Source organism: Ensifer sp. ZNC0028 (assembly GCF_000799055.1).
In the GTDB taxonomy this organism is placed as follows: domain Bacteria; phylum Pseudomonadota; class Alphaproteobacteria; order Rhizobiales; family Rhizobiaceae; genus Ensifer.
Genome location: NZ_JTLA01000046.1, coordinates 78,526 through 98,329 on the forward strand (window position 1 = coordinate 78,526; position 19,804 = coordinate 98,329).

At 64.2% G+C, this 19,804-nt stretch carries 15 protein-coding genes; 14 read left to right on the top strand and 1 reads right to left on the bottom strand.

Translation table 11 applies throughout. The features are described from left to right. Positions 1–2 precede the first annotated feature (2 nt). The 8 genes from L981_RS12180 to murB all read left to right on the top strand — a co-directional run bounded on the left by L981_RS12180 (position 3) and on the right by murB (position 10,416). Positions 3–1,466: a UDP-N-acetylmuramoyl-L-alanyl-D-glutamate--2,6-diaminopimelate ligase gene (locus L981_RS12180; protein WP_043615988.1), complete on the top strand. Its 1,464-nt coding sequence runs from the start codon at positions 3–5 to the stop codon at positions 1,464–1,466. A gap of 1 nt (position 1,467) precedes the next feature. Next, positions 1,468–2,922, top strand: a complete 1,455-nt coding sequence (locus tag L981_RS12185; RefSeq protein ID WP_043615883.1) for a UDP-N-acetylmuramoylalanyl-D-glutamyl-2,6-diaminopimelate--D-alanyl-D-alanine ligase — start codon at positions 1,468–1,470, stop codon at positions 2,920–2,922. A 232-nt stretch (positions 2,923–3,154) separates the two neighbouring features. Then, complete coding sequence (gene mraY / locus L981_RS12190; protein ID WP_043615886.1) at positions 3,155–4,255, top strand: phospho-N-acetylmuramoyl-pentapeptide-transferase; 1,101 nt, start codon at positions 3,155–3,157, stop codon at positions 4,253–4,255. Positions 4,256–4,262: 7 nt separating this feature from the next. Then, a complete protein-coding gene (murD, locus tag L981_RS12195; RefSeq protein WP_043615889.1) occupies positions 4,263–5,654 on the top strand; it encodes a UDP-N-acetylmuramoyl-L-alanine--D-glutamate ligase in 1,392 nt (463 codons plus the stop codon). Positions 5,655–5,750: 96 nt separating this feature from the next. After that, positions 5,751–6,905, top strand: coding sequence for a putative lipid II flippase FtsW (gene ftsW, locus L981_RS12200; protein WP_043615892.1), 1,155 nt, complete (start codon positions 5,751–5,753; stop codon positions 6,903–6,905). A gap of 3 nt (positions 6,906–6,908) precedes the next feature. Continuing rightward, entirely contained in the window at positions 6,909–8,033 is a 1,125-nt protein-coding gene (gene murG, locus L981_RS12205) for an undecaprenyldiphospho-muramoylpentapeptide beta-N-acetylglucosaminyltransferase (RefSeq protein ID WP_043615895.1), read from the top strand. Continuing rightward, positions 8,030–9,439, top strand: coding sequence for a UDP-N-acetylmuramate--L-alanine ligase (murC, locus tag L981_RS12210; protein WP_043615898.1), 1,410 nt, complete (start codon positions 8,030–8,032; stop codon positions 9,437–9,439). Before murG ends, murC begins: the two co-directional genes overlap by 4 nt. Before the next feature lie 2 nt (positions 9,440–9,441). Continuing rightward, on the top strand, positions 9,442–10,416 hold the full coding sequence (gene murB / locus L981_RS12215) for a UDP-N-acetylmuramate dehydrogenase (RefSeq protein WP_043615900.1): 975 nt from the start codon (positions 9,442–9,444) through the stop codon (positions 10,414–10,416). A 345-nt stretch (positions 10,417–10,761) separates the two neighbouring features. On the opposite strand, the gene L981_RS12225 is transcribed toward murB, so the two are convergent. After that, the gene (locus L981_RS12225) at positions 10,762–12,072 is read right to left on the bottom strand and encodes an MFS transporter (RefSeq protein ID WP_043615905.1); all 1,311 of its coding nucleotides are present in this window, start codon (positions 12,070–12,072) and stop codon (positions 10,762–10,764) included. 324 nt (positions 12,073–12,396) lie between these two features. Here L981_RS12225 and aqpZ point away from each other — a divergent pair, with 324 nt between their 5' ends. The 6 genes from aqpZ to lpxC all read left to right on the top strand — a co-directional run bounded on the left by aqpZ (position 12,397) and on the right by lpxC (position 19,765). Beyond that, entirely contained in the window at positions 12,397–13,083 is a 687-nt protein-coding gene (gene aqpZ / locus L981_RS12230; protein WP_043615908.1) for an aquaporin Z, read from the top strand. Positions 13,084–13,393: 310 nt separating this feature from the next. Then, positions 13,394–14,320, top strand: coding sequence for a D-alanine--D-alanine ligase (locus L981_RS12235; protein ID WP_043615911.1), 927 nt, complete (start codon positions 13,394–13,396; stop codon positions 14,318–14,320). Then, complete coding sequence (ftsQ, locus tag L981_RS12240; protein ID WP_043615914.1) at positions 14,308–15,258, top strand: cell division protein FtsQ; 951 nt, start codon at positions 14,308–14,310, stop codon at positions 15,256–15,258. The genes L981_RS12235 and ftsQ overlap by 13 nt, the downstream gene beginning before the upstream one ends. Continuing rightward, positions 15,255–16,586 (top strand): cell division protein FtsA, encoded by a 1,332-nt coding sequence (gene ftsA, locus L981_RS12245; RefSeq protein WP_034792498.1) that lies wholly within the window; start codon positions 15,255–15,257, stop codon positions 16,584–16,586. Before ftsQ ends, ftsA begins: the two co-directional genes overlap by 4 nt. A 97-nt stretch (positions 16,587–16,683) precedes the next feature. Continuing rightward, positions 16,684–18,477: a cell division protein FtsZ gene (gene ftsZ / locus L981_RS12250; RefSeq protein WP_043615919.1), complete on the top strand. Its 1,794-nt coding sequence runs from the start codon at positions 16,684–16,686 to the stop codon at positions 18,475–18,477. A 334-nt stretch (positions 18,478–18,811) separates the two neighbouring features. Next, positions 18,812–19,765: a UDP-3-O-acyl-N-acetylglucosamine deacetylase gene (gene lpxC, locus L981_RS12255; protein ID WP_043615922.1), complete on the top strand. Its 954-nt coding sequence runs from the start codon at positions 18,812–18,814 to the stop codon at positions 19,763–19,765. The last annotated feature ends 39 nt before the right edge of the window (positions 19,766–19,804 follow it).

Here is a 19,804-nt window from a genome sequence, read left to right on the forward strand (position 1 = left end):
TCATGAAGATCAAAGACCTGGCGGGATCGAACTTCCCGGAACTTTCGGCGCAATTGAGCGGCGCTGCCGCCGATATCGACGTTGCCGGACTGACGGCCGATAGCCGGCAGGTTCAGCCAGGGGATCTCTTCGTCGCCGTTTCCGGCAGCAAGGCCAATGGCAGTACCTATGTCGCCGACGCCCTGAAGCGCGGCGCGGTCGCTGTCGTCACCGCAACGGACTCTGACGTCGACGCCTCGGCGGCGCCCGTGCTCAAGCTTTCCGAACCCCGCGCCTTTCTCGCCCGCGCTGCCGCTGCCTTCTATGGCCGCCAGCCCGATACCATGGTCGCCGTCACCGGGACCGCCGGCAAGACCTCGGTCGCCTCGTTTACCCGCCAGATCTGGGCCCATTCCGGTCTTGCAGCCGCGATGATCGGCACGACCGGCGTCATCGCGCCGGGGCGTAACGATTACGGTTCGCTGACGACGCCCGATCCGGTGTCGCTGCACAAGCTCTTGGCCGAACTTGCCGATGCAGGCGTCACCCATGCGGCGATGGAGGCCTCCAGCCACGGTCTCGACCAGAGCCGGCTCGACGGCGTGCGCCTTGCGGCTGCCGCCTTCACCAATCTCGGCCGCGACCACATGGACTACCACCCGACGGTGGAGCACTACATGGCCTCCAAGATGCGGCTGTTCGAGGCGCTGTTGCCGAAGGGCGCGCCGGCGGTGATCTTTGCCGACGACCAATGGTCGGACCAGGCGATTGCGGCCGCCCGCAAGGCCAAGCTCGACGTACGCACCGTTGGCCGCAAGGGCGATTATATCTCGCTGAAGCGGGTCGAACATTTCCGCCACAAGCAGTCGGCCGAAGTGCATGTCGGCGACGACATCTTCGAAATCCACATTCCGCTGGCCGGCGACTTCCAGGTCGCCAATGCGCTCGTTGCGGCAGGCCTTGCCATGTCCACCGGCATCAGCGCCAAGGCGGCCTTCTCCGCGCTTGAAAAGCTGCAGGGTGCCTCCGGTCGTCTCGAACTGGTCGGCCAGACCCGGGACGGCGCGCTCGCCTATGTCGACTACGCCCACAAGCCGGATGCGCTCGAAAATGTGCTCGCCTCGGTGCGCCCGTTCACCACCGGCCGCGTCGTCGTGGTCTTCGGCTGCGGCGGCGACCGTGACAAGGGCAAGCGCCCGATCATGGGCGAGATCGCCACCCGGCTTGCCGACGTGACGATTGTGACCGACGACAATCCGCGCTCGGAAGTGCCTGATGTGATCCGCGCCGAAATCATGGCTGCGGCCAAGGGCGCGATCGAAATCGGCGACCGCGCCACGGCGATCCGCACGGCGGTCGGCATGCTGAAGACCGGCGACACGCTGATCGTCGCCGGCAAGGGGCACGAGGAGGGGCAGACGATCGGCTCCGTCACGCTGCCCTTCTCGGATCATGCGGAGGTCCGCAAGGCATTGGGAGGCTTGTGATTTGAACTGGCTCTGGACAAGCAGCGATCTCCTGGCCGCCATGAATGGCCGGCCGGTCGGCAATCTGCCGGAAGGCATCTCGGGGATCTCCATCGACAGCCGCTCGATCGGCAAGGGCGAAGCTTTCTTCGCGATCAAGGGCGATCGCGTGGATGGCCACGACTATGCGGGCATTGCGCTTGCCAATGGCGCCGCGGTGTTGGTCGTCAGCGAAGGCAAGCTGCCGGCGCTCGGACGGCTGAATGCGCCGATGATCGTCGTCGACGACGTGCTCGAAGCGATGATCCGGCTTGGATGCGCTGCGCGCGACCGCAGCGCCGCCAAGATCATCGCCGTCACCGGTTCGGTCGGCAAGACGACCACCAAGGAGATGCTGCGCCACGTGCTGCAGCCGCAGGGCCGCGTGCATGCGTCGGTCGCCTCCTTCAACAATCACTGGGGCGTGCCGCTGACGCTTGCACGCATGCCCGAGGCCACCGATTTCGGCGTCTTCGAAATCGGCATGAACCATCCGGGCGAGATCAGGCCGCTGACCGCCATGGTGCGCCCGCACGTGGCCATCGTCACCAGCATCGCCGCCGCCCATCTCGGCAATTTCGAGAGCCTCGACCAGATCGCCGAAGCAAAGGCCGAGATCTTCGAAGGCGTCGTCAATGGCGGCCACGCGCTGATCATTCACGACAGCCCGCAATACAAGCTGCTCGAAGACGCCGCTGCTGCGGCCGGCGTCAGCCATATCCATTCCTTCGGCGCCAACCCGAAGGCCGAATTCCGGCTGGTCGAGTTCAGCGGCGGTGCGGAAGGCTCGATCCTCTGGGCCGGCATCGGTGGTCGCACGCTCGAAGTCGCGATCGGTGCCCCCGGGCGCCACATCGCCGAAAACGCGGTTGCGGTTCTGGCAGCGGTCAAGCTTGCCGGCGGCGATCTCGACTATGCGGCTTCGGCGCTCGCAACCATGCAGGCCGAAACGGGTAGGGGTCGGCGCCATACGCTTGTCATCGGCGGCGGTACGCTGAAGCTGATCGACGAGAGCTACAACGCCAATCCGAGCTCGATGCGGGCGGCGATTTCGCTCCTGCGCGACAGCGAGCCGCCGGTCGGCGGCCGTCGCGTTGCCGTGCTCGGCGACATGCTGGAAATGGGCGAACACGCGGCCGAGGTGCATGCGGCACTTGCCCGTCCGCTCATCGAAGCCGGCATCACCGACGTCTGGCTCGCCGGGCCGCTGATGGCGCACCTGCGCGACGCGCTGCCGCCCGAAGTTTCGGTTGTTTACCGCGAGAGCGTCGAGGACCTCAAAGCCTACGCGCTGGCCGCTGTCGCACCGGGCGACGTCGTCATGGTCAAGTCGTCCAAGGGGACCGGCTGCGCCAAGATCGTGCAGGCGCTGATCGACACCTATCCGGCGGCGAAAGCCGAGGAATACGCGGCCGAGGGATCCGAAGCCGAGGGATAGCGGGCAATAAAAGAGCCGGCGGCACCGCCATGATGGCGCGGTGGATACAGTTTGAGGTTAGGCCGCGCGCCCTAACACTTTCTCATGCAAGCGCGTATCGTTTTTCAGATGATTCTGTTGGACGTGTTTCGAAATACTACGGCGCCGCGCTATTCCCGGGGCGGGAAAGCTTCGCTGTAACACTTTAAACTGCTGCATCATTGTGCAGGAAACCTTTGGGGAAAGGTCCCTTATGCTCATTTGGCTCGTGGAACTGGCGGACCACTTTCAGTTTTTCAATCTTTTTCGCTACATCACGTTCCGCACCGGTGCGGCGCTCTTCACGTCGGCCATGATCGTCTTCCTCTTCGGGCCCGCGATGATTGCCTCGCTGCGCATCCGCCAGGGCAAGGGCCAGCCGATCCGCGCCGACGGGCCGCAGACGCATTTCAAGAAGGCCGGCACGCCGACCATGGGCGGCCTGATGATCCTGGCCGGCATCGTCGTTTCGTCGCTGCTGTGGGCCGATCTGTCGAGCGTCTACGTGGTCTCGACGCTGCTCGTCACGCTCGGCTTCGGCGCCATTGGCTTCTACGATGATTACCTCAAGGTTACGAAGCAGTCGGATAAGGGCTTTTCCGGCAAGGCGCGCCTCGGCATCGAGTTCGTGATCGCGGCGATCGCCGTGTTCTTCATGATGCAGGCCTCGCTTTCGAGCGGCCCGTCCGGCTCCACCTTCGGCTCCTCCGTCACTTTCCCCTTCTTCAAGGACCTGATCGTCAACCTCGGCTATTTCTTCGTGCTGTTCGGCGGCTTCGTCATCGTCGGCGCCGGCAATGCCGTAAACCTGACCGATGGTCTCGACGGTCTCGCGATCGTGCCTGTGATGATTGCCGCTGCCGCCTTCGGCCTGATCGCGTACCTTGCCGGTAACGCCGTCTTCGCCAACTATCTGCAGATCCATTTCGTGCCCGGCACCGGCGAGCTTGCCGTCATTCTCGGCGCCGTCATCGGCGCCGGCCTCGGCTTCCTCTGGTTCAATGCGCCGCCGGCCGCCATCTTCATGGGCGACACCGGTTCGCTGGCGCTCGGCGGCCTGATCGGCACCGTTGCCGTCGCCGTCAAGCACGAGATCGTCATGATCATCATCGGCGGCCTTTTCGTCATGGAGACCCTGTCGGTCATCATCCAGGTCTTCTGGTTCAAGCGCACCGGCCGCCGCGTCTTCCTGATGGCGCCGATCCACCACCACTTCGAAAAGAAGGGCTGGACCGAAAGCCAGGTCGTGATCCGCTTCTGGATCATCGCCGTTATCCTGGCGATGGTCGGCCTCTCCACCCTCAAGCTGCGGTGAGCGGACGATGATCCCGGTCACCTCCTTCAAGGGCAGGAAAGTCGCTCTCTTCGGTCTCGGCGGTTCGGGGCTGGCCACGGCTGAGGCGCTCGTCGCCGGTGGCGCCGCGGTCACCGCCTGGGACGACAACCCGGATAGCGTCGCCAAGGCTTCTGCCGCAGGCGTGCCGACGGCGGACCTGCGCACGGTCGAGTGGTCCGGCTTTGCCGCCTTCGTGCTTTCGCCCGGCGTGCCGCTGACGCATCCGAAGCCTCACTGGACGGTGGATCTCGCTCATGGGGCGGGCGTCGAGATCATCGGCGACGTCGAGCTTTTCGTGCGCGAGCGCCGGGCGCATGCGCCCGATTGCCCGTTCATTGCGATTACCGGCACCAACGGCAAGTCGACGACGACGGCGCTGATCGCCCATATCCTGAAAGAAAGCGGCCGCGACACCCAGCTCGGCGGCAATATCGGCACGGCGGTGCTGACGCTTGACCCGCCGAAGGCCGGACGCTTCTACGTGGTCGAGTGCTCGTCCTACCAGATCGACCTGGCGCCGACGCTGAACCCGAGCGCAGGCATTCTGCTCAATCTCACGCCGGATCACCTCGATCGCCACGGCACGATGCAGCATTACGCCGACATTAAGGAACGGCTGGTTGCCGGCAGCGGCACGGCGATCGTCGGCGTCGACGACAGTTTTTCGGCGCTGATCGCCGATCGCGTCGAGCGCGCCGGTACCAAGACCGTGCGCATTTCGCGCCGCCATGTGCTGGCAAGCGGCCTTTATGCCGAGGGCTCGCGCATCCTGACGGCCGAGGGGGGCACGTCCAGCCTGTTCGTCGATCTCGACGGTATCCAGACGCTGCGCGGCGGTCACAACGCCCAGAACGCGGCAGCGGCCATCGCTGCCTGCCTTGCGGTCGGCGTCAGCGCTACGGAAATCCACGCGGGCCTCAAGAGTTTCCCCGGTCTCAAGCACCGCATGCAGCCGGTCGGCCGCAAGGGCGCGGTGGTTTTCGTCAACGACAGCAAGGCGACCAACGCGGATGCGGCGGCGCCTGCGCTTTCGAGCTATGACCGCATCTACTGGATTGCCGGCGGCCTGCCGAAGGAAGGGGGCATCACGACGCTTTCACCTTTCTTCCCGAAGATCGCCAAGGCCTATCTGATCGGCGAGGCCGCACCGGCCTTCGCCGCGACGCTCGGCGAAGCGGTGCCCTATGAGATCTCGGGCACGCTGGAGCAGGCAGTGGCGCATGCCGCGGCTGATGCCGGCAGGGACGAGACGGGCGGTTCGGCGGTGATGCTGTCACCGGCTTGCGCAAGCTTCGACCAGTATAAGAACTTCGAGGTACGCGGTGATGCCTTCGTCGGCCATGTGCGCGCGATCGAAGGCGTGACGATGCTGATTTGATCCCTCGACCGGCGCGCAGGCGTGCCGGTCGATGCGGAAGGTGGTGCGGGATTTCGGACGTGGGCGCGATGGGCGCCGGAGAAGGGGACTGACAAGATGGTAAGCCGAGCCGAACGTGGCCCCGTGGCCGACTGGTTCTGGACGATCGACAGGTTCTTTCTGGCGACCTTCATCCTGTTGATGGGCGTCGGCTTCATGCTGTCGTTTGCGGCGAGCCCGGCGGTTGCCGAGCGCATCGGCCTCGACAGCTTCCACTTCGTCCGGCGTCACGCGCTCTTCCTCCTGCCGTCGCTGGTGGTGATGGTCGGCATTTCCTTCCTCTCGCCACGCCAGGTCCGGCGGGCGGCGATCCTGCTTCTTGCCGGTTCGCTCGGCATGATGGTGCTGGTGCTCTTCATCGGCGAAGAGGTGAAGGGCTCGATGCGCTGGATTTCGCTCGGTGGGATTTCGATCCAGCCGTCCGAGTTCATGAAGCCGGCCTTCGTCGTCGTCTGCGCCTGGTTGTTCTCGGAGCATGCGCGCCAGCCGGAAATCCCCGGCAATCTCTTCGCCATCCTGCTCTTCGGTATCGTGGCTGCCCTGCTTGTCGCCCAGCCTGACCTTGGCCAGACGATCCTGACGACCGCCGTCTGGGGCGGCATGTTCTTCATGGCCGGCATGCCCTGGCTCTGGATCATCCTGCTTGGAGGTGCAGCCCTCGGCGGCTTCTTCGTCGCCTATACGATGCTGCCGCACGTGGCGGCCCGTATCGACAAGTTCCTGACGGGTGAAGGCGACACCTTCCAGATGGACACGGCGCGCGAGGCGATCATCCGCGGCGACTGGTTCGGCCGTGGCCCGGGTGAAGGCATCGTCAAGCGCATCATTCCGGACAGCCACACCGACTTCGTCTTCTCCGTTGCGGCCGAGGAATTCGGCATCGTCTTCTGCATGGTCATCGTCATGATCTTCGCCTTCCTGGTGATGCGCGGCCTCAACCACGCCTTCCGCGAACGCAACGACTTCAACCGGTTCGCCGTTGCCGGCCTGGTGCTCCAGATCGGCATCCAGTCGATGATCAACATCGGCGTGAACCTCGAACTGCTTCCGGCCAAGGGCATGACCCTGCCGCTGATCTCCTATGGTGGCTCGTCCATGGTGGCGATCTGCGTCACTGCCGGCTTCATCCTGGCCTTGACCCGTCACCGCCCGGAGAAGCGCGCCGTGGAGCGCAGCCTGTTTCGGTCCGGCATCGGTGTGCCGGCGGAGTAAAATATGACTAAAGGCATCATCCTGCTTGCCGCCGGCGGTACCGGCGGCCATCTCTTTCCGGCAGAAGCGCTGGCCCATGAGCTGAAGGCCATGGGCTATTCGGTGCATCTGGTCACCGACAGCCGCGCCGAGCGTTACGCCGGCAAGTTTCCGGCCGACGAGGTGCATGTCGTGCCCTCGGCGACGATCGGCTCGAAGAACCCGGTGACCGTCGTCAAATCGCTCTGGACGCTGTGGGCGGGCATGCGCGCCGCACGCAAGCTGATTGCCCGGCTGAAGCCCAAGGCCGTTGTCGGTTTCGGCGGTTATCCGACCGTGCCACCGCTCCTCGCTGCCACCGGCATGGGCGTGCCGTCGATCATCCACGAGCAGAATGCAGTCATGGGTCGCGCCAACAAGGCGCTGGCCTCACGCGTCAAGGCGATTGCCGGCGGCTTCCTGCCGGAGGGCACCGGCGCCTTTGCCGCGAAAACCGTGACGACCGGCAACCCGGTACGCCCGGCGGTGCTTGCCGCGGCCAAGACACCCTATGCGTCGGCCGTCGGCGACGCGCCGTTTCATCTCGTCGTCTTCGGCGGCAGCCAGGGCGCGCAGTTTTTTTCCAAGGCGGTCCCCCAGGCGATCTGCCGTCTCGACGACGAGGTTCGCCAGCGCTTCAAGGTCACGCAGCAGGCCAGGCCGGAAGACAAGGACGGCGTGATCGCCACCTATGAGAAGCTCGGCGTACCGGCCGAAGTCTCGCCCTTCTTTACCGACATGGCCGACCGCATCGCCGGCGCCCAGCTCGTCATCTGCCGCTCCGGTGCCTCGACGGTTTCCGAGCTTGCGGTCATCGGCCGGCCGGCGATCCTGGTGCCCTATCCCTATGCGCTCGACCACGACCAGGCGGCCAATGCGGCAGCGCTTGCCGCAAAGGGCGGCGCGCGGGTGATCGCGCAAGCCGAACTCACCGCCGACCGTCTCGCCGGCATCCTCAATGATGCGATCGGCAAGCCGCAATCGCTCGCGGATATGGCGGCAAATGCCCGGGAAACCGGCAAGCCGGACGCTGCAAGCTTGCTTGCATCCCTCGTAGAGGCTATTGCCAGCGGTTTGACAGTCGAGAAATTCAGGGAAACACGCTCATGAAAATGCCGAAAACCATCGGGCTGGTCCATTTCATCGGTATCGGCGGCATCGGCATGAGCGGCATCGCCGAGGTGCTGCATAATCTCGGGCACAAGGTGCAGGGCTCCGATCAGTCCGACAGCGCCAATGTGCAGCGCCTGCGCGCCAAGGGCATCGAAGTCTTCGTCGGCCACAAGGCCGAGAACCTCGGCGAGGCCGAGGTGATCGTCGTTTCGACCGCGATCAAGAAAGACAATCCGGAACTGATCGCCGCGCGCGAAAAGTTCCTGCCCGTCGTGCGCCGCGCCGAGATGCTGGCCGAGCTGATGCGCTTCCGCAATGCGATCGCGATCGGCGGCACCCATGGCAAGACGACGACGACCTCGATGGTCGCAGCATTGCTGGAAGCCGGCGGGCTCGACCCGACCGTCATCAACGGCGGCATCATCAATGCCTATGGCACCAACGCCCGCATGGGCGAGGGCGAGTGGATGGTAGTGGAGGCCGACGAATCCGACGGCACCTTCCTGAAGCTGCCGGCCGACGTTGCCATCGTCACCAATATCGACCCGGAACATCTCGACCACTACGGCAACTTCGACGCCGTGCGCGCGGCCTTCCGCCAGTTCGTCGAGAACGTGCCCTTCTACGGATTTGGCGTGCTCTGCCTCGACCATCCGGAAGTGCAGACCATGGTCGGCAAGATCGAGGACCGCAAGGTCGTCACCTACGGCGAGAACCCGCAGGCCGACGTGCGCTTCCACAACATCCGCATGGACGGCGCCACCTCCGTCTTCGACATCGAGATCCGCCGTCGCCGCACCGGCCAGGTGATCCCGATGAAGGACCTGCGCCTGCCGATGCCTGGCCGCCACAACGTATCGAACGCGACCGCAGCGATCGCCGTTGCGCAGCGCCTCGGCGTCAGCCCGGAAGCGATCGCCAGAGGGCTCGCCTCCTTCAGCGGTGTGAAGCGCCGCTTCACGCTGACCGGCGAGACGAACGGCGTGCGCGTCTATGACGACTACGGCCACCATCCGGTTGAGATCAAGGCTGTGCTGCGCGCCGCGCGCGAGGCCTGCCAGGGCCGAATCATCGCCGTGCACCAGCCGCACCGCTACTCGCGCCTTTCGAGCCTGTTCCAGGAATTCTCCGCCTGCTTCAACGATGCCGACACGATCCTGATCGCGCCGGTCTATGCGGCGGGTGAAGAGCCGATCCAGGGGGCTACGGCGGAAGAGCTGGTCGATCGCATCAAGGCAGGCGGCCACCGCGACGCCCGTTTTGTTTCCGGTCCGGAAGCAATCGCGCCGGTTGTCAGCAAGATTGCACAGCCCGGCGATTTTGTGGTTCTCTTGGGCGCTGGCAGCATCACCTACTGGGCTGCTGCCCTGCCTAAGGAACTCGCGGATATTTCAGGAAATTGAGCATGAAACAGGTCAACGGTCAGAAACTACTGGAATCGCTCGGAAGTGGCGTCAGCGCTGTGCGCGGCCGCATCACGCCGGATGCGCCGATGGATCGTGTCACCTGGTTCCGCGCCGGTGGTCTTGCCGAGCTCATGTTCCAGCCGCACGACACGGACGATCTCATCACCTTCCTGAAGCTGGTGCCGGCTGAAGTGCCTGTCATGGTTGTCGGCGTCGGCTCGAACCTGCTGGTGCGCGACGGCGGCATTCCCGGCGTCGTCATCCGGCTGTCGGCCAAGGGCTTTGGCGACCTGGAGCTGGTTGGCGAAAACCGCATCAAGGCCGGCGCGATCTGCCCGGACAAGAACATCGCGGCGATGGCGCTCGACCACGGCATCGGCGGCTTCTACTTCTACTACGGTATTCCCGGCTCGCTCGGCGGCGCGCTGCGCATGAACGCCGGCGCCAATGGCGCGGAGACCCGCGAACGGGTCGTCGAGGTCCATGCGGTCGACCGCCAGGGCAACCAGCATGTGCTGTCGAATGCCGACATGGGCTACGCCTACCGCCATTCGGCGGCGGCGAAGGACCTGATCTTCACCCATGCGGTGTTCGAAGGCTATGCCGAGGACAAGAACAAGATCCGCACCGACATGGACGCCGTGCGTCAGCATCGCGAAACCGTGCAGCCGATCCGCGAGAAGACCGGCGGTTCGACCTTCAAGAACCCCGAGGGCCATTCAGCCTGGAAGCTGATCGACGAGGCCGGCTGCCGCGGCATGATGATCGGCAGCGCGCAGATGTCGCCGCTGCACTGCAACTTCATGATCAACACCGGCCAGGCGACCGGCTACGAGCTCGAATATCTCGGTGAAACCGTGCGCCAGCGCGTGCTCGAACATTCCGGCGTCCGGCTCGAATGGGAGATCAAGCGCATCGGCACCTTCATGCCCGGTTACGAGATCAAGGAATTCCTCGGCCGCGGCATCGCTTAAGGCGGGGTTGCGAGGGATGCTTTGGAGAGGCCGTGGCGGCGACGCTGCGGCCTCTCGCTTTTTGGGGCGATGAGGACCGAGGAGAGGCCCACATCCTCCGTCATGCTCGGGCTGGACCCGAGCATCCACGCTCCAGCTGCGACATGGGTGGCCTTGGGAATGGATCCTCGGGTCGAGCCCGAGGATGACCAGAGTTGGGCGAGCATCGTGGCCATAGATCGATGCTCAACAGTTCTCCGCTTTCTCGCAGAGGGTTCGCATGCCCTATAAACAAAGAGCCGCAGCGTTGCCGCTGCGGCTCTCCTTGTTTGCGGTCGGCCGCGCCCCGGGGCGCAGCCAGTCGTATCAGGCCGAAACCTCGTCTTCGGTCGACAGCACCAGGCAGAGCAGCGTGATGGCGGCGGCGGCGAGCAGGTAGTAGCCGACGTAGTCCAGGCTGTAGTTGGTGGCGAGCCAGGTGGCGATGTAGGGCGCCAGCGACGCGCCGAAGATGCCGGCGAGGTTGAAGGTCATGGACGCGCCGGTATAGCGCACCGAGGTCGGGAAGGGGGCGGCGAGTGCTGCGCCGATCGGGCCGTAGGTGAGGCCCATGAGGCCGAGGCCGATGATCGAGAACAGGAAGGCGCCGCCGATGCCGCCGGCAAGGAGCGGCGCCATGAACAGGCCGAAGGCGCCGATGCCGATGGTGGTGACGATCAGGATCAGGCGACGGCCGTAGCGGTCCGAGAGGATACCGGCAACCGGGATCATCAGGCCGAAGAAGACGACGCCAGTCATCTGCACGACCAGGAACTGCTCACGCGAATAGCCGAGCTTCGCCGTGCCCCAGGAGAGCGAGAAGACGGTCATCAGGTAGAACAGCACGAAGGTCGCAAGCGCCACGAAAGTGCCTAGCACCAGGCTGCGCTTGTGGAAGCGGAAGATCTCCATGATCGGCACCTGCACGCGCTCGTGCTTGTCGACGGCCTTCTGGAACTCCGGCGTTTCGGTGATCTTCAGGCGGACATAAAGGCCGACGGCGACGAGCAGGATGCTGGCGATGAACGGCACGCGCCAACCCCAGGCGAGGAAGGCTTCGTTGCTCATGACTTCGCCGAGGATGAGGAAGGTGCCGGCCGAAAGAATGAAGCCGATCGGCGCGCCGAGCTGCGGGAACATGGCGTACCAGCTGCGCTTGCCCTCAGGCGCGTTCTCGGTGGCGAGCAGCACTGCGCCGCCCCATTCACCGCCAAGGCCGAGACCCTGGCCGAAACGGCAAAGCGCGAGCAAGAGCGGGGCTGCGACGCCGATCGACGCATAGGTCGGCAGAAGCCCGATGACGACGGTGGAGATGCCCATGGTCATGAGCGCGGCCACCAGGGTCGCCTTGCGGCCGACCTTGTCGCCGAAATGGCCGAAGATCACGGCGCCGAAGGGGCGGGCGAAGAAGGCGATCGAGAAGGTCGCGAAGGATTGCAGCATTGCCGAGGTCGGATCGGCGGCCGGGAAGAACAGGTGCGGGAACACCAGTACGGCGGCGGTGGCGTAAACGTAGAAGTCGAAGAATTCGATGGTCGTGCCGACGAGGCTTGCGAACAGCACCCGGGCAGGGGAGTTCACTGCCGCGTGCTTTGACGCATTGTCCTTCGGCGACAGGGAGGTTGTCGCGTCTGTCATTATCATAATTCCTGATGTGGATTTCATACCGTCTTGGGAGGCGGGTGAGGGCCTCTTAACGCAAGTTTCGGCATGGCGAAACCCTGATACCGTAAGAAGTGCGAACGATATCGCCGCCATGCGCAGCAATCTTCTGCTGCGGCGCGGCCCAGGGTCGGCCGTACGGAACCGGCTTTCCGGTTGCGCCCCAACGGGCCTGCTGCCGGCCAAGGCTCACGCTTTGCGGGTGCGTGGTGCGGCTCGACAACCCGGATTGACGGGAATCAAATTGTGGCAAACTCTGGGCAACTGAAGCGATCGGCTTCGTTTTTCAGGAGCGAATGCATGTTCAAAAAGCTTTCAGCAGAATTTCTCGGTACATTTTGGCTCGTTTTTGGCGGTTGCGGCAGCGCGGTGCTGGCTGCTGCTCTTCCCGGCGTCGGTATTGGTTATCTTGGTGTCTCCCTTGCTTTCGGTCTCACCGTCCTGACCATGGCCTATGCGGTCGGCGGTATTTCCGGCGGTCATTTCAACCCGGCCGTTTCCGTCGGCCTGACGGTCGCGGGCAAGTTCCCGGCGTCGAACCTTGTCGGCTATGTCATCGTCCAGGTGCTGGGCGCGATTGCGGCTGCCGCCGTCCTCTATGTGATCGCCAGCGGCAAGGGCGACTTCCAGCTCGGCGGCTTTGCTGCCAACGGCTATGGCGAGCATTCGCCGGGCGGCTATTCGCTGACGGCGGCGCTGGTGGCCGAAGTAGTGCTGACTTTCTTCTTCTTGTTCATCATTCTCGGCTCCACCCATGGCCGGGTGCCCGCGGGCTTCGCGCCCATCGCCATCGGGCTGGCGCTGACCCTGATCCATCTCGTCTCGATCCCGGTGACGAACACCTCGGTCAATCCGGCCCGCTCGACAGGGCAGGCGCTCTTTGTCGGTGACTGGGCGCTGTCGCAACTGTGGCTGTTCTGGGTGGCGCCGATCGTCGGTGCGGCGATCGCCGGCATCGTCTGGAAGATCGTCGGCGACGACGATTGATCAAGTCAGGATACCGTCACGCATAGACCCGCCGCCCTCGATGCGGCGGGTTTTTTCATTTTTTCTTCTGTTTATGCATTAGATTCAAGATTGCTCCGCAACCCTTTGATCTCTCGCTAAAATGCCTTGTTCCACATGCGCTTGCGCCTGCAGATGGCGTTTCATTTCCTGACTGGGGTTAACGAAAGTAAACGGTTCGTTAACCTTAATGACGTTCTAGTGACCCCAATGGCACAGCTGACTCGCGAGGGCGGGAGCCAGCCAGACGCAAGGAAACCTTGCGATAGTGGCGTATTGTCTGGGGGTTTGAATGAACGGCAAGCATGTGGCTGTCCTGATGGGCGGATTTTCTTCGGAGCGACCGGTTAGCCTGTCGTCCGGGGCTGCCTGTGCGGATGCCCTGGAGGCTGCCGGCTATCGTGTCACCCGCATCGACGTCGACCGCAAGGTCGCAGAGACGCTGGCCGCACTGCGCCCCGACGTTGCCTTCAACGCCCTTCACGGTCCGTTCGGCGAGGACGGCACGATCCAGGGCATCCTCGAATATCTCGAGATCCCCTACACCCATTCCGGCGTGCTTGCCTCGGCGCTCGCGATGGACAAGGCGCAGGCGAAGCACGTGGCGGCTGCTTCCGGCATTCCGGTCGCTGATGCGCAGGTCATGGACCGCCACGCCTTCGGTCCGAAGCACCCGATGAAGCCGCCTTACGTCGTCAAGCCGGTTTCCGAAGGCTCGAGCTTCGGCGTCGTCATCGTCAAGGAAGATCAGTCGCATCCCCCGCAGGTGGTGACGTCGAGCGAATGGCGTTACGGCGACCGAATCATGGTCGAGCGTTATGTCGCCGGCCGTGAACTGACGTGTGGCGTCATGGGCGACAAGGCGCTTGGCGTCACCGAAATCATCCCGCAGGGCCACGCCTTCTACGATTATGATTCCAAATACGTAAAAGGTGGTTCGCGCCACGTCATTCCGGCACAGATTTCACCAAATATTTACCAAAAAATACAAACACTCGCTCTGAAGGCGCATCAGGCAATCGGTTGCCGGGGCGTCAGCCGATCCGACTTTCGTTTCGATGACAGTTCCTCCGCTGAGGGCGAGCTGATCTGGCTGGAGATCAACACCCAGCCCGGCATGACTCCGACCTCCCTGGTGCCCGAGATGGCCGCGCATGCCGGCTACAGCTTCGGTGAGTTTTTGAGTTGGATGGTGGAGGACGCGTCGTGTTTGCGTTGAGGGGCAAAAGGGGCAAGAGGGTTCGTCACCTCGATGGCGCCGCCGCCGCCGATGTGGACGGCGCGCGCGTACTGCCGCGTCCGCTTCGTCGTGTCGTGCGCTTCTTCGTCAGCCTCGGTGCTGGCCGCATTCGTTTTCCCGCTCATACCGGCACGCTGTCGGCAATCGCCTTTTTTGCGGCAACCGGCTTTTACGGCATGTCGCTTGGGGGCCACACGCAGAATTTCGCACAGGCCTCGACCACGGCCGCAGGCTTTGCGATCGAAGACGTCAAGGTTTCCGGCAACGACCAGACCTCGGAAATCGACATTCTCCAGCAGCTCGGCCTCGACGGCACGACGTCGCTGGTGGCGCTCGATATTGCCGAGGCGCGCAAGCTGATTGCGGAAATGCCCTGGGTGCAGGGCGTTACCGTTCGCAAGATCTATCCCGGCACCATCGAGGTCAGCCTCACCGAGCGCAAGGCCTTCGGCATCTGGCAGCACGGTTCCGACCTTTCGCTGATCGAGCGCAGCGGCAGTGTGATCGCGCCCTTGCGCGACAACAAGTTTGCGGCGCTGCCGCTCTTCGTCGGTCGTGACGCCGAAACGGCGGCTGCCGATTTCTACGACGAGTTTTCCCGCTGGCCGGAGATCCGCTCGCGGGTGAAGGCCTTCGTGCGCGTGGCCGGCCGCCGCTGGGATCTGCGCCTCGACAACGGCATCGTCGTCAAGCTGCCGGAGCACGACGTCGCCCGGGCGATGAAGGTGCTCTCCGACATGGAAAGCCAGCACCAGCTCCTCGAGCGCGACATCGCTGCCGTGGATCTGAGGCTTGAAGACAGAACAACAGTTCAGTTGACGCCGGACGCAGTGACCCGGCGCGAAGTTGCCTTGAAGGCGAGGGACAAGATGCTGAAGGCGCAGGAGACCGAAAAGAAGAAAGAAGGCCGCATATGAGTCTGTTCGGTTCCTCCAGCTTTGGCCTGCCGCGCCTGAAGCCGCTTTCCTCGAAGCGGTCTCATGTCGTCTCGGTGCTGGATATCGGTTCGACCAAGGTGGTCTGCATGATCGGCCGGCTGACGCCGCGCGCCGAGAGCCAGATCCTGCCCAACCGTACGCATAGCGTCGAAATCATCGGCATCGGCCACCAGAAATCCCGCGGCGTGAAGAACGGCGTCGTCGCCGACCTCGATGCGGTGGAAAGCGTCGTCCGGCTCGCCGTCGACGCGGCCGAGCGCATGGCCGGTCTCACCATCGACAGCCTGATCGTCAACGTTTCGGCCGGCCGGCTGCAGAGCGACGTCTACACCGCGACGATCGATCTCGGTGGCCAGGAAGTCGACGCCAACGATCTGCGCAAGGTTCTGTCGGCTGCCGGCCAGCAGTCGCTGCGCTCCGACCGCGCCATCCTGCACTCGCTGCCGACGGGCTTCTCGCTCGATGGGGAGCGCGGCATCCGCGATCCGCTGGCCATGTTCGGCGACGTTCTCGGCGTCGACATGCATGTGCTGACGGCCGAACGGGCAGCGCTGAAGAACCTCGAACTCTGCGTCAACCGCGCTCACCTTTCGGTCGAGGGCATGGTTGCCACCCCCTATGCCAGCGGTCTTGCAGCACTCGTCGACGACGAGGTCGAGCTCGGCTGCGCGGCGATCGACATGGGCGGCGGCACGACGACGATCTCGGTCTTTGCCGAAGGAAAGCTGGTTCACGCCGACGCTGTCAGTCTCGGCGGCCATCACGTGACGACGGATCTGGCGCGTGGTCTTTCGACCCGCATCGAGGATGCCGAACGGCTGAAGGTCGTGCACGGCTCGGCCCTGCCCAACAGCGCCGACGAGCGTGATATCGTTTCGGTTCCGCCGATCGGCGAGGACGACCGCGATCAGCCGACGCATGTGCCGCGCGCACTCGTGTCGCGCATCGTGCGCGCCCGCATCGAAGAGACGCTCGAACTCATCCGCGATCGCATCCAGCGCTCGGGCTTCAGCCCGATCGTCGGCAAGCGCATCGTACTGACGGGCGGCGCCAGCCAGCTGACCGGCCTGCCGGAAGCGGCCCGTCGCATCCTCGCCCGCAATGTTCGCATCGGTCGTCCGCTCGGGGTTTCCGGGCTGCCGGCCGCTGCCAAGGGCCCCGCCTTCTCCACGGCGGTCGGCCTGATGATCTATCCGCAGGTCGCCGACCTCGAGACGCATGCCTCCCACGGCGGCATGTTCTCGGCGCTCGGCGCCGGCAACGGCCGCATCGCCCGCATGGGCCAGTGGCTGAAAGAAAGCTTTTGAGTGACGGCTGGCTCCGAACAGGGACGGGGCCGGTGAAGACAAACTGAAAGATTTGGCCGGCTCGGCAAGGCGGCCAGAAAACAGAAGGAACGGGACTATGACTATCAACTTGCAGAAGCCGGATATCACGGAGCTGAAGCCGCGCATCACCGTCTTTGGTGTGGGCGGTGGTGGCGGCAACGCCGTCAACAACATGATCACCGCAGGCCTCCAGGGCGTCGATTTCGTCGTCGCCAACACGGATGCCCAGGCACTCACCATGACCAAGGCCGAGCGCATCATCCAGATGGGTGTCGCCGTCACCGAAGGTCTCGGCGCCGGTTCGCAGCCGGAAGTCGGCCGTGCGGCCGCCGAAGAGTGCATCGATGAGATCATCGACCACCTCAACGGCACCCACATGTGCTTCGTCACCGCCGGCATGGGCGGCGGCACCGGTACCGGTGCAGCCCCGATCGTCGCGCAGGCCGCCCGCAACAAGGGCATCCTGACGGTCGGCGTCGTCACCAAGCCGTTCCATTTCGAAGGCGCGCGCCGCATGCGGCTCGCCGACCAGGGCATCGCCGAACTGCAGAAGTCGGTCGACACCCTGATCGTCATCCCGAACCAGAACCTCTTCCGCATCGCCAACGACCGCACGACCTTTGCGGACGCGTTTGCGATGGCTGACCAGGTTCTCTATTCGGGCGTTGCCTGCATCACCGACCTCATGGTCAAGGAAGGCCTCATCAACCTCGACTTCGCCGACGTCCGCTCGGTGATGCGCGAAATGGGCCGCGCCATGATGGGCACCGGCGAAGCTTCGGGCGAAGGCCGCGCACTGGCCGCAGCCGAAGCCGCGATCGCCAACCCGCTGCTCGACGAAACCTCGATGAAGGGCGCGCAGGGCCTGCTGATCTCGATCACCGGCGGCCGCGACCTCACCCTGTTCGAACTCGACGAAGCGGCAACCCGTATTCGCGAAGAAGTCGACCCGGATGCCAACATCATCCTCGGCGCGACCTTCGACGAAGACCTCGAAGGCCTCATCCGCGTCTCGGTCGTTGCCACCGGCATCGACCGTACGGCCGCGGAGGTGGCGGGTCGTTCCGCCGACTTTCGTCCGGTAGCAGCAAAGCCGGTCGTCCGTCCGTCTGCCGCGGTTCCGGCCCAGCAGCCGCAGGCCGTTGCCCAGCACCAGCCGGCCCCGGTTCACCAGCCGGTGATGCAGCAGCCGGTCGCCCAGCCGGTTCAGCAGCCGATGCAGCAGCAGGCTACCGCCGACCAGATCGCCGCCGCCATCCGCGAAGCCGAAATGGAACGCGAGCTCGACATCGCCACCCGCGCCGCCCAGGTGCAGGCCCAGGCTCCGGTTCAGCAGCCGATGCACGAAGACAACTTTCGTCCCCAGAGCAAGCTTTTCGCCGGTGCTGCACCGGTAGAAGCCGCTCCGGTCATGCGCCAGCCGCAGCCGCAGATGCAGCCGGTTCAGCCGCAGCCGCAGCCGCAGCCGATCATGCGCCAGGAGCCCGTCGCTCCGGTCATGCGCCAGCAGCCGGAACAGGTTCGCATGCCGAAGGTCGAAGACTTCCCGCCGGTCGTAAAGGCCGAGATGGACCGCCGCGCACAGCCGGCTGCCCCGATCGCGGAAGAGCGCGGCCCGATGGGCCTGCTCAACCGCATCACCAGCTCGCTTGGCCTGCGTGAACGCGAACAAACCCCGGCAGCCGCCGACATGACGGCTTCCGCACCGACCGCTGCTTCCCAGCAGCGCCGGCCGCTCTCGCCGGAAGCGAGCCTCTATGCGCCGCGTCGCGGCCAGCTTGACGATCACGGTCGCGCTTCGCCGCAGGCGCGCCCGCAAGAAGATGATCAGCTCGAGATCCCGGCGTTCCTGCGCCGTCAATCGAACTGATTGGAAGGCCCGTTCCTTCACCTTGCCGAATGCCCGGGCAACTGCCCGGGCATTTTTGCATTTTGTTCATCATTTCAGGTGTTTGATTCCATGTTACGAACCGTCGCAAATGCGTAACAAAGCGAAACGAACAGTGATTTGGAATGGTGCCTCCAAACTCCTATTTTCAGACTCGGAATTGGGGACGCATGCGATTCGATCAAGCGCTGTCTGTTCGAAACGCAGAGGACCGGTTGTTGAACCGGGACTCTCGGGCATCTTTCTTGTGCCCTGAAGATCGTTGCGTCCACCAGCAGGTTTTGGCCATCGGCCACAGGTATTGAAAGTGACGAGAATGGGAATCGAATTGCTCGGGTTTCAGACGACGATTGCAAGCCCGGTAACGCTCAAGGGCATCGGCGTGCATTCGGGCGCAGAAGTGTCGATCACCTTCCATCCGGCCGAAGCCGATGCGGGCATCGTTTTCCAGCGCGTCCTGTCCAACGGCCGGGTCAGCGAATACAAGGCGGTTTCCTCGCAGGTCGGCAACACCGATCTCTGCACCGTTCTCGGCATGTCGCCGGCGACCTCGATCGCCACGATCGAACATGTCATGGCTGCGATCTATGCGCTCGGCCTCGACAACCTCACGGTCGAAGTGCACGGCGCCGAAATGCCGATCATGGACGGCAGCTCCGAACCCTTCATCGACGCGATCGAGCTGGTGGGTGTTCGCGCCCTTGCGGTCAAGCGTCGCTACATCCGCATCATCAAGCCGGTGCGTATCGAATCAGGCGCCTCCTGGTCGGAGTTCACGCCCTATGACGGCATGCGCTTCGAGGTCGAGATCGATTTCGATTGCCCGCTGATCGGCCGCCAGGCCTGGAAGGGCGACATGACGCCGTCCGTCTTCAAGCGCGAACTGTCGCGTGCCCGCACCTTCGGTTTCATGCGTGATGTCGAACGCCTCTGGGCCGCCGGCTTCGCACTCGGCTCCTCGCTCGAAAACTCCGTCGTCATTTCCGACGACAACACGGTGATCAACGTCGAGGGCCTGCGCTACACCGACGAATTCGTGCGCCACAAGACGCTCGACGCGGTTGGCGACCTCTCGCTCGCCGGCGCGCCGTTCATCGGCTGCTACCGCTCCTACCGCGGCGGCCACAAGATGAACGCCAACGCGCTGAAGGCACTGCTCAGCGACCCGACGGCCTACGAAGTCGTCGAAACGGCAACCCCGCGCCAGCGTACCCGCGCGCGCGATATGGTTGCAGTGGCAGCTCCGGGCTTCGCGCCCTGGTCCGCATAACAAAAAAAGACATCATCTCCTCCAGTCGCCGGCCGAAAG

Coding starts and splice junctions, on each gene's coding strand:
- L981_RS12180 (WP_043615988.1), top strand. CDS start 3: ATGAAGATCAAAGACCTGGCGGGATCGAACTTCCCGGAACTTTCGGCG.
- mraY (WP_043615886.1), top strand. CDS start 3,155: ATGCTCATTTGGCTCGTGGAACTGGCGGACCACTTTCAGTTTTTCAAT.
- murD (WP_043615889.1), top strand. CDS start 4,263: ATGATCCCGGTCACCTCCTTCAAGGGCAGGAAAGTCGCTCTCTTCGGT.
- ftsW (WP_043615892.1), top strand. CDS start 5,751: ATGGTAAGCCGAGCCGAACGTGGCCCCGTGGCCGACTGGTTCTGGACG.
- murG (WP_043615895.1), top strand. CDS start 6,909: ATGACTAAAGGCATCATCCTGCTTGCCGCCGGCGGTACCGGCGGCCAT.
- murC (WP_043615898.1), top strand. CDS start 8,030: ATGAAAATGCCGAAAACCATCGGGCTGGTCCATTTCATCGGTATCGGC.
- murB (WP_043615900.1), top strand. CDS start 9,442: ATGAAACAGGTCAACGGTCAGAAACTACTGGAATCGCTCGGAAGTGGC.
- L981_RS12225 (WP_043615905.1), bottom strand. CDS start 12,072: ATGACAGACGCGACAACCTCCCTGTCGCCGAAGGACAATGCGTCAAAG.
- aqpZ (WP_043615908.1), top strand. CDS start 12,397: ATGTTCAAAAAGCTTTCAGCAGAATTTCTCGGTACATTTTGGCTCGTT.
- L981_RS12235 (WP_043615911.1), top strand. CDS start 13,394: ATGAACGGCAAGCATGTGGCTGTCCTGATGGGCGGATTTTCTTCGGAG.
- ftsA (WP_034792498.1), top strand. CDS start 15,255: ATGAGTCTGTTCGGTTCCTCCAGCTTTGGCCTGCCGCGCCTGAAGCCG.
- ftsZ (WP_043615919.1), top strand. CDS start 16,684: ATGACTATCAACTTGCAGAAGCCGGATATCACGGAGCTGAAGCCGCGC.
- lpxC (WP_043615922.1), top strand. CDS start 18,812: ATGGGAATCGAATTGCTCGGGTTTCAGACGACGATTGCAAGCCCGGTA.